Origin of the sequence: Polaribacter vadi (assembly GCF_001761365.1) — a bacterium.
GTDB lineage: Bacteria > Bacteroidota > Bacteroidia > Flavobacteriales > Flavobacteriaceae > Polaribacter > Polaribacter vadi.
This window is the reverse complement of record NZ_CP017477.1, coordinates 94,213-110,306: the sequence shown is the minus strand read 5'-3', so window position 1 is coordinate 110,306 and position 16,094 is coordinate 94,213. Positions and strand designations below refer to the sequence as shown.

The following is a 16,094-nucleotide window of genomic DNA, read 5'->3' as shown; positions in this document are numbered from 1 at the left end:
GAATGTTGTGGTATTGTATTGTAAAATAACTGAATGATGTGGTCTTTTTTTTTAATTCTATTCTTGGTTGCAATCAAAACTGAACAAAAAACATGTTAAAAAGTTAAAATTATAATTTAAACGTTAACAATTTTAACTTTTGATTTTTATCACTAATTAACGAATAGAACTATTTTACCTATCATTAATGCTCAAATTTTTATTACTTTATAAATTTCAACATCTAAAAGAACACATTACTGAAACACTTTTACGTAATCAATTTCCATTGTAGATTCTGTGAAATTTTCATCTATTGCTCCACCAAAACTTCCTCCCATTGCTACATTTAAAATGATGAAAAAATCGTGATTAAAAGGCACATTACCATTATTTGAAAATGAGTGAATTTCAGTTCCATCCACAGTAAAAAGTATGGTGTCTTTATCCCAAACTACTTCGTAAACATGAAATTCAGAAGATACATTTGCAACAGGAATACTGTTTCCATTACCATTTCCACCAAAATTATTAGGGTAATGTAATGTTGAATGAATTTTATTTTGATCATTCCCAACATGTTCCATAATATCTATTTCACCACAAGCAGGCCAAGGAGCTGTTTCGAAATTGGCACCTAACATCCATATTGCAGGCCAAGTACCTTTCCCAGTTGGTAATTTTGCTCTTACTTCTACTGTTCCATAAGTGAAATCGAATTTTCCTTTAGACAATAATCTTGACGATGTATAATTAGCGCCTTGAAAACTTTCTTTTTTCGCTGTAATTTTTAAAAGTCCGTTTTCTACAATTACATTATTGGAACTATTTGTATAATATTGAGACTCTCCATTTCCCCAACCATTATTTCCAGTTCCAATATCATAGCCCCAATTATCTGGATTTGGTGCACCATCAACATTAAATTCATCAGACCAAACTAATGCTTGTCCATTTTGTGAAATAAATATGTCTATTTTCTTAAAATCTCCAATTGAATTTTCTGTGCTAGAATATGCAAATACTTCTATTGTAAAAGTTCTTAAACCATCAGCTATATAAGTATGTTCTGCTATTCCTGAAGTATTTGTTACCTCTTTTCCATCTCCAAATTTAATAAGATAAGAAACTGCGTTTATTGCATTCGCTGTTACTTTTATTTGCCCTGAACCATCTCCATTTAAATTGTTGGAGTCAGCTCCAATAATTGCCACTGAAATATTTAAATTTTCTGGAAATATATCTGTTGAAATTATGGTGTCTGTCCCGTTTTCTGGACTACCACAAGCAATTAGTAAAAAAAAACTAATAAAGGCAAAGAAGCCTTTATTAGTTATAAATTCTTTTATCATCATATTTTTTTTATTCTATTTCTATTGTAAACCACCAGTCAAATTCGCTATTTGCATCTGTAGTTTTTAAGATCAACTCATTAGGTGTTCCTCTGTCAAAGATTTCATATTGAAAATTACCACCAGTATAATATGCTATGAATGATTTCGAAGATAAATTAATGGTTTCTACTCCTCCAGGTGCTGTAAGTTGAAAAGAACCAACATAATCTTCATAGGCATAATTTTCTATATCTGCTCCATTTACACTTCCATCTGTATTTGGACCTAAATCATTAACAACGTAAGGATTTCTACCAAAAATATCTCCATTTGTTATGTATGTAAAAACTCCATCAGAACTAAACGTAAAACGATCATCATACATACCAACACCAGCTTTTTCATCTGGTCCAGCTCCATACCATTCTGCGTTTTTTGTTCCACCAACTGGACCTAAACCAAAATGTTTATCTTTTGATGCTTTAATTTTCCAAGTTCTTGAAGTTACTGCATTTGGTGTTGCAGGATCAAAGTTGAATAATTTTGTTTTTAACTCTTCTGGAGCTGAATACGTAGCTAAAACATCTACTTGAATCGTTTTAGTTGAAGACACACCTGCTGTTCCTGATGCAATTACACTAACAGTATATGTATTTAAACCTAAATTACTGAAAATAATATTTTGCTCTCCTGTTAATGTTACATATTCTGTTGCTCCATGAACAAATTTATATGATAAAGCATTATCTGCAGTTACCATAAATTTAACTTCTCCTGTTCCATCTCCATTAGGATTTGCAGCATCTGCTCCAGCAATTTCTGCTGTAACTTGTATATTAGATGGTGTAATAATTTCACCAAATGAATACTCATTTTCTTGACAGCCATAAAGAGCAATCATTAAAGAAAATAGAATTATATAACTATTTTTTATGTTTTTCATTTTTTATATTTTTTTAGAGTTAACTTTTATTTCAATAGCTATTTTAGTTGATTGTTAAAACAACATTATCAATATTAACTAATCCATTTTCTCCATTTAAATCAAATAAAACACGAGCATCAGTAGCTCCGAAATTTTCCGAAGATAGTGTAAGTGTATAATTTGTTTTAGTTGTTGTGATGTCTACTGGTTTTGAGTCATTTGAAAAATCTCCTCCACTTAAACCAATACCACCAATTATAGCTCTCTCCACATCTGACCAAGCATCAAAAGTTAAAGTATATGTGTTACCTTGAACAATTTCTAATTTCTGACTAACATTTACAAGATATGGTTCGTTTGGATTTGCATTTGTTACGTTTACAGAATAATACGTATTTCCTCCATCTGTTACAACAGGTGCTGAGCTAGTATCATCTACACCAACGATCCAAGAGTCGCTTCCGTTTTCAAAATCTCCATTGCTTAATAAGTTATTTACTTGTAATTTTAAAGAAACGTCATCAATATTTACCAAACCATTTTCTCCATTTAAATCGAACAAAACACGTGCATCAGCAGCTCCAAAAGATTCTGATGAAAGGATTAACTCATATTGTGATCTTGTTGTTGTAATATTTACTGGTTTTGAATCATTTGAAAAATCTCCTCCACTTAATCCAATTCCTCCAATTATAGATCTATTTACATCAGACCAAGCATCAAACGTTAAAACATATGTGTTTCCTTGAACTATATTAAGTTTTTGACTAACATTTACCAAATAAGGCTCATTTGGGTTTGCATTTGTTACATTCACAGAATAATAGGTATTTCCTCCATCTGTTACAACTGGTGCTGAACTACTGTCATCTACACCAATTAGCCAAGAATCACTTCCGTTTTCAAAATCTCCATTGGTTAGTAATCCACCATCAAAAGGTGCAGCTGCTGGTGCTTTATAAAAATAGAAATTATCAATATAAACAACGCCTGCAACTCCATCCGAATCAATTAATATTTGTGTAATTTTTTCTTTATTTGATAAATTTCCTGCATCAAAGTCTGACATATTAATTTCGATACTTTGCCAAGAGCCACCAATGGTAGTTCCCAAAGAAACTTCTGCTTCTTGCTTAGGATCTTCGGTTGTATTTACTAACTTAACAGATAATCCGTTTGTAATTCCTTCAGGTACCCAATAATCAATATGCATCATTTCCATTCCAGAAATATCGATACCAGTATCATAATTAGTAACCATTCCTAAAAAATCTAAATTTGTAAGTTTCCAAACATTATTATCATCGATAGTTGTTGCTTCAAAATTTGTAGCTGACCAATCTGTAGGCAATTCATTTAACGTTACGTTTGTATATTTATCACTAAAAATAGATACAACATCTGTTTCAACTCTATTTCTAGGAGTTGGTGCTGCTGATAAAGGCGCTAAAATTTCTGTAACTTCAAATTCTTCTGTATATTCTGTTGTAGCAATGGCACCACCTTTTACGATAACTCTAGTTGAATAAATTCCTGGAGTTTGATATTGATACTTTATAGTTTCGCCAATATTTGCTGTTGCTGCAGGCTGATTAACGCCTGTTTCTCCAGAATAAAATTCGTACATAGTTGCAAAATCTGCTGTTGCAGTAATGTTTACTTGCTTTGTTATTGCTGCATCATTTTCTAAAGTAACAACTACATTTTCTGGAGCTTTAAAAGAAACTACTAAAGGCTGAGTTATTTCAGTTTCATCTCCTTTTAAATTAGAAGCTACAATTGTTACGTTATAAGAACCTTCTTCGTAAATTTTATTAGCGTTTTCTCCAGGTAATAATGTTACTGAATCTGAATCATCTCCAAAAATAACTTTAAAACCAGCAGCACCTTCTGCACTTGGCGTAATTGTAACTGAACCTGTATTATCTTGAGTGATATTGAAGATTGCACTTACATTTTTTGGTGCTGTTATTGCATCTGTAAAAGAGGTGTCTCTTAAATCTTCCTCACAAGCTATTACTAAAAATAGTAAGAAAAAGATTTTGTAAAAGTTTTTAATTTTTTTCATTATAATATTTTTTATAAATTTTAGTAATTAGGATTTTGATCCCATCTATTTCCTGCTAATTGAATTTCTATAGCTGGTATTGGAAAAACCTCATTTTTATCAGCTTCAAAACCATCAATTTCTTGAGCTGCTTTTCCTGTTCTAACTAAATCGAAAAAACGATGCCCTTCACCTACTAGCTCCACTCTTCTTTCACTTAGTATATTATTATACAACGTAGTACCTGTTGCTGTAATGTTATTCGCTGAATTTCCAAAAGCTCTTTCTCTTACTCTATTTAGATAAGTTTGTGCTTTTGCGTCATTTGGTGTTGAACTTTTATTAAAAGCTTCTGCAGCCATTAACAATACATCTGCAAAACGAATAGCTCTATAATTGTTAGGATTCGTTAAATTTCTATCTCCTTGAGCTGAATTACTTCTTAATCTAGGAATGTATTTTCTGTTGTAATAGCCTGTGTGCTCATTTCCTGTTCCAAAAGTTGCTCCTGTACTTGTAGCCCAAGCATTAATATCTAAAATTGCAACATCTTTTCTTAAATCTCCAGCTTCAAAAGCATCTACAACTTCTTGAACTGGCACGTTAAAACTAAATCCTGATGAAAAATCTGGCCCTGAATATGCTCTAACTCCATTAAAACCTACTGCTACATTACCTTCACTACACTGTAAACAATCGAAACTTGCACCTTGACCTTCAAAATATTGAACTTCAAAAACAGACTCAATATTATTTTCTCCTGCTTCTTCGAAAATTGTATTATAATCTGCTACTAAATCATAAGGCCCATTTAGAATTAAATCATCTAAAATAGTTGCAGATTCTGTAAATTTATTTTGATATAAATATGCTTTTCCTAATAAAGCTTGTGCTGCACCTTTAGTTACTCTGCCTGGTTGAGATTGTACGTAAGGCAAATTATTAGCAGCAAATATTAAATCTGCTTCTATTTGTGCATAAACTTCTGCTTTGGGAGTTCTATCAATGGTAAATTGTTCTCCAAATAAAATTCTTTCATCAACTGATAAAGGAACATCTCCAAACCATTTTACCAACTCGAAATAATAATATGCTCTTAAAAAAGTAGCTTCTGCTATTATTTGTTCTTTACCAGCAAAATCTGTTTTATCTTTAAATTCAAGAATATAATTTGCTCTGTTTACACCAGCAAACATCCAGTTCCATATATCTCTTAATTGAGCATTTAGAGGTGTATGAATCATATCATCTACTTCTTGAATACCTGGAGTGTCTGTTGCACTTTCTCCTCCAGCTAAAGAATTGTCTGAAGCTATTTCTCCTAACATTACATTTAAATAAGTAGATTGTAACAAATCGTACGCACCAATAATTGCTTTTTCGTAATCTTCTTGAGTATTAAAGAAATCTTCTGAATTGGTAGATGTTGGTTTTACTTCAACAAAATCATCACTACAAGAAAAACTAAAACCTACTAAAAGTAATAATGTATATATTTTTATATTTATTTTTTTCATGATATTTTTTTTAAAAATTAACATTTATTCCTAATAAAAATGTCTTTGGACTTGGGTAAAAACCTTGATCTATACCTCCACCAATTGGAGATCCATTAGATGTTGTTGGGTCATACCCTTTATAATCACTTATGGTAAATAAGTTGGTTGCTGACACAAAGAATCTTACTTTATCGAACTCTAATCTATCTAAAAGGTTTTGTCCAACACTATACCCCAATTGTACACTTTGCAATCTTAAGAAAGAACCATCTTCTACATAAAAATCTGAAAATAAATTGTTGCTAGTTGCTCCAGTTGTAACTCTTGGAAAAGAATCACTTGTTCCTGCTCCAGTCCATCTATCTAAATAATAAGCTGGTCTGTTCGTTAAAGGTAAGTTTCTTTCATAATTTCTTACAATTTCATTTCCTAATGATACAAAAGCATATGCATTAAAGTCGAATCTTTTGTAATTGAAAGATAAATTTAAACCCATTGTTATATCTGCAATCGGGTCTCCAATATAAGTTCTATCATCAGGATCAATTATACCATCTCCATTCGTATCTACAAATCTTAAATCTCCAGGAGCTGCATTTGTTTGCGTTGCATGCGCATTAACTTCTGCTTGACTTTGGAATAAGCCATTCGTTTGATATCCATAGAAATAACCAATAGGAAAACCAGCTTCCATTCTTGATGGTGGTTCTTGACCAACTCCAAAACTTCCTCCTTCTATAATTCCTGTTTGATTCCCAACAAATGTTACTTCGTTTTTAAGTTTTGTAAAGTTGTAATTTACATTGTACCTAAAGTCTTCTGAAATATCATCTTTATAACCTATTGAAAATTCAAAACCTTTATTTACTACAGTTCCTGCATTTACAACTGGCACTAAAGAACCAGGAGCAGCAACTCCAATAATTCCTGATGTTTGTGCAGAAACCAATAAATCTTCTGTAGTTTTCTTAAAGTAATCCATAGTAATGTTTACTTTATTTAAAAGCTCTACATCTACTCCAAAGTTTAATGGAATTTGTTGTTCCCATTTAATCTCTGGGTTTGCAATTGGCCCTATAGCTAATCCTTGTGCTAATTGGTTGTCAAAGACATATTCTGATTCACCATTTAAAATAGAAACAAATCTAAATCCAGGAATCCTATCATTACCAATAATACCATAACTTGCTCTTAATTTTAAGAAACTTATCATATCAGAATCTCTTAAAAAATCTTCTTCTGAAGCTACCCAACCTGCAGATGCTGTTGGAAAAAATCCAAATTTATTTTCTGGGCCGAAGTTTGAAGAACCATCTCTTCTTATAACTGCAGAAAATAAATATTTACCATCATAAGCATATTGTAATCTAGCAAAATAAGAGAGTAAACGACTATCAAAACTTAAATTACTACCATTATTGTTATTGATAAAAATCTCTAAACCATTTCCATTAAGAACATCATTTCCTAAAACTACATCGTTAATATTTGTTCCTGAAGCATTGCTGGTAAGATTTTTTTCGAACCTACTTGTACTCTTAAATATAGAAGTACCAAGCATCGCCTTTACATCATGCACATCATTATATACTCTTTCATATTTAGCGAACGCATCAAAAGTGTAATCAAAATAACTTTGTTGAAAATCTGTAAACGTAGAAATATCATTATTAAAAACACTTCCATTTCCATAGTTATAAACTGGATTAAATGTGTTTGAATTTACTACAGAGTAGTTTGCTTGAAATCTAGTTTCTACTGAAAAATAATCTAAAAAACTATAATTTAAACCATAACTTCCAGAAATCTTGTTAATCCAAGTTCTGTTCTCTGCATTGTCTATTTGCGCTAAAGGGTTTGCTACTTCAATACCTGTACCAATAACTGGTGGTTGAGAAAAACTACCATTTGGATTCCTAACTGGAGTTGTTGGTGGCATGTTTACAGCATTAAACAAAATAGAACCTAGTGTATTCTCTATAAGATTTTTCTTATTTGTATTTGTATATATTGTTGATGATGTAAACTTTAAGTTGTCTAAAATATCTGTATTATAATTGAATCTTAAATTACTTCTATTAAAGTTAGCTTTATCTCCACCTACAATTCCATCTTGACTTAAAACAGACAAACCAAAAGAATAGGTAGATTTTTCTGTTCCTTTATTTAAGGTATAATCGATATTAAAAGTTGGTGCATTTTCAAAAACTTGATTTTGCCAATTTGTACCTTGACCAATTCCACTAATATTTGAAAAAGGTAAAGCTTCTCCATTTGCAGCAAAAGCTTCGTTTGCTAAAAGCGCATATTCTGTTCCATTAAGCATTGGAATTTCTCTAGTAGTTTGCTGAAAACCAATCTGCATATTTAAGATCGATTTAAAATCAGAATTTTTTCTACCCGTTTTTGTAGTTACTAGAATAACACCATTTGCAGCACGAACACCATAAATACCTGCAGAAGCATCTTTTAATATATTGATAGATTCAATATCTGATGGATTCACAACACTTAAGTCTTCAATAACTCTACCATCTAATAAAATTAATGGCCTGCTATCTCCATTTGTAGAAACTCCCCTTATTCTAATATTAGAAGCTGCACCTGGAGAACCAGAACTCTGTGTAATATTTACACCTGCAACTTGTCCTTGAAGCGCTTGCTCTATTCTTGTTGGTTTTAAATCGTCTATGGTTTGACTAGAAACTACTGCAACTGCTCCAGTAACTTCTTTTTTCTTTTGTGTACCATAACCAATTACAACTATTTCATCTAAAGCTTCTGTAGATTGCTCTAAAGAAACATTTATCATTTCAGAATCGGCTACTATAACCTCTTTTTTCTTGTATCCTAAATAGTTAAAAACTAAAATTGATCCTTTTGATATTTGAGGAAGATTATACAAACCATCAAAGTCTGTTTCTGTACCTAAAGTAGTTCCTTTAATACTTATACTTACTCCTGGTAAAACCTCTCCAGAAATGGCATCTTTAACAACTCCTTTTACATTTATTGTTTGAGCGCTTGCCAAAACAGTTATGAATGTAAATAGTAGTAATGTGATTTTTTTTCTCATAAAAAAAAGTTTAAGTTTTGTTTGTTTCACAAAAATAAAGCTTCTTATTTGTTAAAATCGCAATAAAAGACACAATAAAAAACATACAAGACAAAATATTAGCAAAAATCCTTATAAACAGTAATGTTAAAGAAAACTTAAATGCTTAAAAAAAATAGAATGTTGTGGTAATGTATGGGTCTATTTTAAATGATTTATATTTTATATCTCTAAAATATAATTTGTTAAGTTCTCATCATGAGGTAAATCCATTTTTTTTCTGAGTCTGTAACGTTTTACTTCTACACTTCTTGGTGAGATATTTAAAAGGGGTGCTATTTCTTTAGAAGCTAGGTTTAATCGAAGATAAGCACATAGTCTTAGGTCGTTTGGAGTAAGTTCTGGGTGTTTACTTTTAATTTTCTTTAAGAATTTTTTATCAGCATTATTAAAAGCTTCTTGAAACATTTTCCAATCGTCTGTATTGTTTAGATTTTTGTCAATTATTTTTACAACCTTATCAATACTGGTGTTTCCTTTTGAAATTAGTTCCGTTTTTATAGTATTTAAGAATTCATTCTTCTTAATAATACTCATTGTTGAAGTCGCTAATTCTCTGTTTTTACTTTCAATATCGCTTCTTAATTTATCATTATTTAGCTTGATAATTTTTTGTGAACTCTCAAGCTCTTTTAAGGCTAATTTTCTCTGTGTTTTTTGCAACAATTCTTCTCTTTGTCTTTTATAATAAGATTTTGAGGCGATATGTAATGTATAAAATAGTACAATTAAAGAGATGATATAAATGCCTATAAAAACATTAGACAAATACCAAGGTTTTGCTATTGTAAAAGAATATTCAGCAACATTGTCACTTAATTTATTATCTATAGAGGCTCTAACCTTAAAGGTATAATCTCCAAAAGGTAAATTCTCAAACAATAAATAATTGTTCTTAGATAATTTACTCCATTTTGAGTTTAAACCTTCTAATAAATATTGATACTGTATAGAAGACGTTTTATGGTAATTGGTAACACTATAAGAAAACTCAAAGTTATTTTCTAAGTTCGTAAAAACTTTAGGCTCAAGTAAACTTATCTTTTTTTGTGCCTTATCTGTCTCATTATTAAAGATTCTGTTAATTTGTATCACAAAATCTTTAGGTTCTACAATTTTATTTAAATCTAAAGTTAAATACCCATCTGAAGTACCAATTAAATACTTTTTATCATCTAAAGAAATCATATTCTCATAACCAGAAGCTCCTTTTTGCATGGTTCTATTGATGGGAATAATCTCTAAATCTGGTTTTTTACTAAATTTTCCTGGCGTAAAATAACGGATGTCATTTTTAGTAAAGGACCATAACTTATTGTTTTCGTTATCAAATATTAGCTTTGCCGATAAAAAAGTATCTTTTGGAATTAGTTTACTAAAAACAGAATCTTTTTGAAAACGGTCTTCTTTTTCTGAATATTTAAAAACTCCATTTTTAGAAGCATATAAAATATCATTCTTGTATTGAATTAAGCTTGAGTGAATTCCCTTTTGAACAGAGGTATCTTTAATAATTTCTGTTACATTTCTAAAATCTTCATCAACTTTTAGCTTAAAAACACCTTTATATTCGTGATTTACAAAAATATTTTTTAAATCTTTTAACACAAAATATTTACTAGACGTCGAAAAACCATCAATTTTATTTCTTAAAACCCAGGAATCATTCGTCTTTTTTAGAATATATAAACCATCATAACTACCTTGTATAATGGTATTATCATCTATTTTAGATACGCTCCAAGTTCCATCTATACCTTTTATTAAAGTAGCATTATTATCATTTACAACAAATGTTCCTGAATCATGACTACAAAATAAGGTATTGTTTACTTCTTGTAAATTCCAAACTTGACCTTGTGTGTTGTTTACAAATTCAAATTCGTCATCAGAGTTTTTTCTTTTAAAATATAATCCTTGGTTTGTGCCTAAATACAAATTATCCTCAAAAACTATTGATGCATAAATTGTACCCCAAAAATTAGTTCTTTTCACAAACGATTTAAATGGAGAATTAAAATTAATAGTGTTAATTCCATTATCTAAACCAAGCCATATATTAGAATCTACATCTTCAAAAATAGTAAGTACTGTATTATTGCTTAAGCCAGAACCTTGAGTTATATAGTAAAGAATATTTCCATCTTTATCTAATTTTATTAAACCATTGGCAATAGATCCTAAAACAATATTTCCGGTTTTAAGTTGCTTTGCACTATAAATAGTTTTCTTTGATAAAAATTCATCAGCAGTTATTTTCCATTTTTTTAATTCATTATCTGCCAAATAATAAAAACCATTCTTTTGTGTTAAAAAAAATAATTTATCATCTTTTAAAAAAAACGCGACTATTTTATTTTCTTTTAAAACTGCATCGTTAGAAATTAATTTAGGAACTCCATTTTCAATCATAAAAACACCTTTCCCTAATTCTTGAAAATAAATAATATTCTCTACTTTAGATAGTTTTGTAAGATTCTTCTCAGACTCTATTATTTTTAAATTTTTTGTTTCTAAATTATAGAGATAAATTCTCTGTAAAGATTTAAAGATCATCCATCCATCTAGTTCAGCAATTTCCCAAATTTGCTCATCTTCGATCATTTTTACACCTTTTTCTTGAGCTATAGAAGTAAATTCTAAAAAACCAAATTCGTTTTTTTCCCAAAAACCAAAATCCATATAAAAACCTGTATAGATTTTTTCTTTAAACGATTTAACTGAACGCATAATAGTTTCATTTGGAGTGGTGTATAACTGCCAATCTGCGCCATTAAATTCTAATAAACCTTTATTATTAGCAACGTAAATATATTTATTGGATGATTGAGAAATAGCCCAATTTTGATTTTCAGCACCATAATCTTCCGCAGAAAAAGTACTAATTGGTGGTACCTCTTGACTTAAAAAGAGAGGGCAAGAAATAAAAAAAGCAATAAAAAATATTGATATTTTTTTAATCATGTGTTGTTCAATTTGCTACGAATTTAGCAAAATATAAACTTGATTTGGTAAAGAATTTTAAATTTTGATAAAAAAAAAGAACTTTTTTAAAGTTAAAAAATAATATCGATACGAAAAATTTTAATTGAATTAACAATATTTTAAGATTTTTAGGAGTTTTTCAGTAAGTTTGTGAAAATAATAATTTAAAATATTAATGAAAAATTTAGGGACAGCAAACATTTTAATGTTGTTATTATGTTTACTTATTATAATTATTGCAGAATATTTGTTTTTAACAGGCGATAAATTACATGGTATTTTTATTGGGCTTTGGGCTCCTACTTTATTAGGAGTAATGATTTACCTAAAATTGATTACTAATGAGCGCAAATGATATTGTTTTTTACTTTTCCATTTTTGTAGGAATATGCGTCGTTATTTGGGCATATTTTATGATACGTGCTTTTGATAAAGCTAGTAAAGGCTAATTTTTTTTCATACTAATTGCCAATCCTCCTCCTTCTGCTAAATAAAATTTTAACTTAGAATTCTTTGTAATTTCTATAGTTTCAAATTCAATTTCTAAAGGATTTTTGTCCCAATGAGCAGCTTTTCCATCCTTATAAATTTTAGCTTCATAAGTAGTATTTTCATCTAAAAAACTAAAATCAACTTCAATTTCTCTTGAAATTTCATCAGTAATACTTCCTAAAAACCAATTTTCTGTTGTACGTTCTTTTCTTGCAATTGTAACAAATTCACCAACTTCTCCATTTAAAACTTTGGTTTCAGACCAATCTACACCAACATCTTTTATAAATTGAAGAGGTTTTGGATTTGCCTCATAATGCTCTACTAAATCTGCAGCCATTTGTACAGGACTGTAAAGAACCACATACAAAGCTAGTTGATGTGCCAATGTTGTATTTACTTGATTCTCCTTTTTAAACTCATCAAATTTGATGTTAAAGATTCCTGGTGTATAATCTATTGGACCAGCTAACATTCTTGTAAAAGCTACTATTGATAAATGTTCTGGTGGATTTCCTCCATCACTAGACCAAGCATTAAATTCTTGTCCTCGTAAACCTTCTCTAGAAATTATATTTGGATATGTTCTTCGCAAACCTGTTGCTTTAATAGGTTCGTGCGCATTTACAGCAACTTGATATTTTGCTGCTTTTATAGCTGCATTGTTATATTGGTTCACCATATATTGTCCATGATGATATTCTCCTTTTGGTAAAATCTTACCAACATAACCAGATTTTACAGCATGCATTCCGTATTTCTGCATTAAAGCATAGGCTGTATCCTGTTGTTTTTCATAGGTTTCTGTAGCTGCAGAAGTTTCATGATGCATAATAATTTGCACTCCTTTTTCTTTTGCGTATGCTGTAACTTCATCTAAATTATAATCTGGATAAGGAGTTACAAAATCGAAAACACCTTCTCTGTTTTCAAAACCAATCCAACGTTCCCAACCAGTATTCCAACCTTCTACTAAAACACCACCAATATTGTTCTTTGCAGAAAAATCGATAAAACGTTTTACATTTTCTGTGGTTGCTCCATGTTTTCCATGCGCTTTTCCTGTATCTGTCCAGACTCCATCAACCATTTCCATTCCATAATCCCAAGAAGATTTGTCTAAATGCATTTCCCACCAAACGCCTGTATATTTCATAGGTGTAAACCAAGAAACATCACCCAATTTATTTGGCTCGTTTAAATTTACAATTAAGTTAGATTGAATTAAATCTGGCGCATTTTCAGTAATCTGAATCGTTCTCCAAGGTGTATGAAATGGCAATGTTCTTTTTACTTTATACGTTGTATTTCTAGAACCTACTAAATTACTTTTAAAAGATAATTTATCTGTATCAACTTTTAAAGTCATTCCAGCATAATCTAATAAAGCAGCTTCATGAAAACTTAAATGAATGCCATTTTTACCAACTAAAGTAACTGGTGTATTTACAGCATTTTCTGGAATGTATGTTTGCCCTAAACTTGGGTGGTTTCTTTTAACAGATGCATCAATTTCTGATAACTTTGTAGTGCTATACAAATGCTCGTAAATATCCCAATCTCCAGGAATCCAAAAGGTTTTATAGTCTTCAGTTAAATTAAATTGTGTATTTTCTTCAGTTATAAAAGCTTCCGAAAAATTGTCTTGTTTTGGGAATTCATATCGAAAACCAACACCATCATTATATACTTTAAAAACAATGTTTAATTTTCTTTTTAAGTCTGATTTTTCTTGCAATTCTACTCGTAATTCATTGTAATTATTTACAACATCTAATTGTTCTCCCCAAGGCATTTGCCAAGTTTCGTTAAAGTTTTTTGTTGATGAATTTACTATTTCGAAATTATCTAAAAATGATGTAGCATTTTCAAAATCAAAACCTAAATAAGAGGTATCAATAACTGTTTCAAAATCTTTCCAAATAATATAGAAAGGTTGTCCATTTTTTGTTAAACCGAATTCAACAGATAAATTATTTTTAGGAGAGAAAACTTCTTTATTTTGTCCATCATGACATGAAAAAATAAAAATCACACAAATAACAATCAACAAAAATCTACCTTTCATACCCTATTTTTTTTCTAGTAAAACAATATCAAAATCAGATTCTAAACTTACTTTTCCGTCTTTAACTTCAACAATCTGATTTGAATAAAAGTCATTTAATTTTTGTCCGTTTTCAAAAACTGAAGCAACATTTAACTCTTTATTTCCTTTTGGTAAATTAATTCCTGCAATAACTTTATCATCATTTCTAACTCTAGAAAACACCAAACCATTTTCATCAGAAATTAATTGATGTTTTCCTGCACCAACAGCTGTATGATTTGCTCTAAACTGACCCAATTTTTGCCAATGATTTAATACTTCTTTAGTGTTTTCATCCGAAGAAATTGCATCCCAATTCATAAAAGAACGCAAAGTTGCATCTCCAACTGTACCTTCAATTGTTAAATCTCTGGTAGATTCATCACCATAATAAACCTGTGAAGTTCCTGGTGTTAACAACAACATGGTTGCTGTTTTGTAAGGCATTTTTCTTTCTTTATCAAAAGGTTGTCCATCATCATGAGAGGTCATATAATTTAAAATTCCATATCCTTTTAATTCCGTATTTAAAAGTGAATCGTATTTCGTAAAAACATCCTTTTCAGCCATTTGTTTCACATTCCATTTTAGTTCAAAATTGATTAAACTGTTAAACGCTTTATCAAAATAATTGACTTTTTTATCACCAAAATCAAATGATTTTCCATGAGAAACGGCATAATTATACACTTCTCCAACTAAATAAAAGTTGTTATTATCTAACACTTTTTCAGGATTATTTTTTTTGTAATCTGCAAAAGCCACATCACATTCTTGCTTAAATTCTTGCCAAACAAATTCTTCTGTATGTTTTACAGTATCTACTCTGTAACCATCAATTCCGAATTCTGTTATATAATCTGTTAGCCATTTCATAATATAAAAACGAGGCGCTTTTGGATGTCCTGTTTTAGTAAAAAAAGCATCTAATTCTTTTATTTCTTGCTCATATCTTCCTTCAGCTTTCCATTTTTCAATTAAATGTTTTGGCAATTCTACAGCTTCATTACTTTCGGTTTTAATATCTGGTAAATTTTCTACTAACGTACAATTTACAGTCGTTTCAAAATCTTTATAGATACAAGCAGGTTCAGTTCTAACCCAATCACTTGGCCAAACAGGATCTTTGTCTGTAACTGGCCCTGTATGATTTATAACAGCATCTAACAACACACGAATTCCGTTTTTATGTGCCAAATCTACCAGCTCTTTTAAATCTTCTTTGGTTCCATAATTTGGATCGATTTTCGTCCAATCTTTTGTCCAATATCCATGAAAACCATAAGACAAACCAGTTCCTTCATCAGTTCCTCCATGAATTTGTTCAACAACTGGTGTCATCCAAATAGCATTGATGCCTAATTTTGTAAAATACCCTTCTTTTATTTTTTGAGTGATTCCTTTAATATCTCCACCTTCAAAACCTCTTAACTTTCCAGCTTCTTTGGTTCTATCAAAATTGATGTCATTTGAAGAATCTCCATTATTAAATCTGTCTGTTAATAAAAAATAGATGTTTGCTCCTTCCCAAACAAATTCTTTTTGTTTTATCTCTGCCATTTTTTCTGAAGGTTTTTCTTGACAACTAATAATGGTTGCAAGAACGAGTAAGAAAAGTATTTTTTTCAT

General features: G+C 30.1%; 9 protein-coding genes. 1 reads left to right on the top strand and 8 read right to left on the bottom strand.

The features are described from left to right. Nucleotides 1–236 precede the first annotated feature (236 nt). The 6 genes from LPB03_RS00435 to LPB03_RS00410 all read right to left on the bottom strand — a co-directional run bounded on the left by LPB03_RS00435 (nucleotide 237) and on the right by LPB03_RS00410 (nucleotide 11,863). The gene (locus LPB03_RS00435) at nucleotides 237–1,334 is read right to left on the bottom strand and encodes a glycoside hydrolase family 16 protein (RefSeq protein WP_065318450.1); all 1,098 of its coding nucleotides are present in this window, start codon (nucleotides 1,332–1,334) and stop codon (nucleotides 237–239) included. Nucleotides 1,335–1,341: 7 nt separating this feature from the next. Continuing rightward, on the bottom strand, nucleotides 1,342–2,256 hold the full coding sequence (locus LPB03_RS00430; RefSeq protein WP_065318451.1) for a glucan endo-1,3-beta-D-glucosidase: 915 nt from the start codon (nucleotides 2,254–2,256) through the stop codon (nucleotides 1,342–1,344). Nucleotides 2,257–2,299: 43 nt separating this feature from the next. Further along, on the bottom strand, nucleotides 2,300–4,306 hold the full coding sequence (locus tag LPB03_RS16805; RefSeq protein WP_065318452.1) for a carbohydrate binding domain-containing protein: 2,007 nt from the start codon (nucleotides 4,304–4,306) through the stop codon (nucleotides 2,300–2,302). Between the two features lie 20 nt (nucleotides 4,307–4,326). Continuing rightward, nucleotides 4,327–5,802, bottom strand: a complete 1,476-nt coding sequence (locus LPB03_RS00420) for a RagB/SusD family nutrient uptake outer membrane protein (protein WP_065318507.1) — start codon at nucleotides 5,800–5,802, stop codon at nucleotides 4,327–4,329. 10 nt (nucleotides 5,803–5,812) lie between these two features. Beyond that, entirely contained in the window at nucleotides 5,813–8,860 is a 3,048-nt protein-coding gene (locus LPB03_RS00415) for a SusC/RagA family TonB-linked outer membrane protein (RefSeq protein WP_065318453.1), read from the bottom strand. A 201-nt stretch (nucleotides 8,861–9,061) separates the two neighbouring features. Then, nucleotides 9,062–11,863, bottom strand: a complete 2,802-nt coding sequence (locus tag LPB03_RS00410; protein WP_065318454.1) for a helix-turn-helix and ligand-binding sensor domain-containing protein — start codon at nucleotides 11,861–11,863, stop codon at nucleotides 9,062–9,064. A 196-nt stretch (nucleotides 11,864–12,059) separates the two neighbouring features. Between LPB03_RS00410 and LPB03_RS00405 the strand changes: the two genes are divergently transcribed. After that, entirely contained in the window at nucleotides 12,060–12,239 is a 180-nt protein-coding gene (locus LPB03_RS00405) for a hypothetical protein (protein ID WP_065318455.1), read from the top strand. Nucleotides 12,240–12,329: 90 nt separating this feature from the next. Here the strand turns inward: LPB03_RS00405 and LPB03_RS00400 are convergent, their stop codons facing one another. Continuing rightward, nucleotides 12,330–14,444: a glycoside hydrolase family 97 protein gene (locus LPB03_RS00400; RefSeq protein WP_065318456.1), complete on the bottom strand. Its 2,115-nt coding sequence runs from the start codon at nucleotides 14,442–14,444 to the stop codon at nucleotides 12,330–12,332. Between the two features lie 3 nt (nucleotides 14,445–14,447). After that, nucleotides 14,448–16,094, bottom strand: a complete 1,647-nt coding sequence (locus LPB03_RS00395; protein WP_065318457.1) for an alpha-amylase family glycosyl hydrolase — start codon at nucleotides 16,092–16,094, stop codon at nucleotides 14,448–14,450.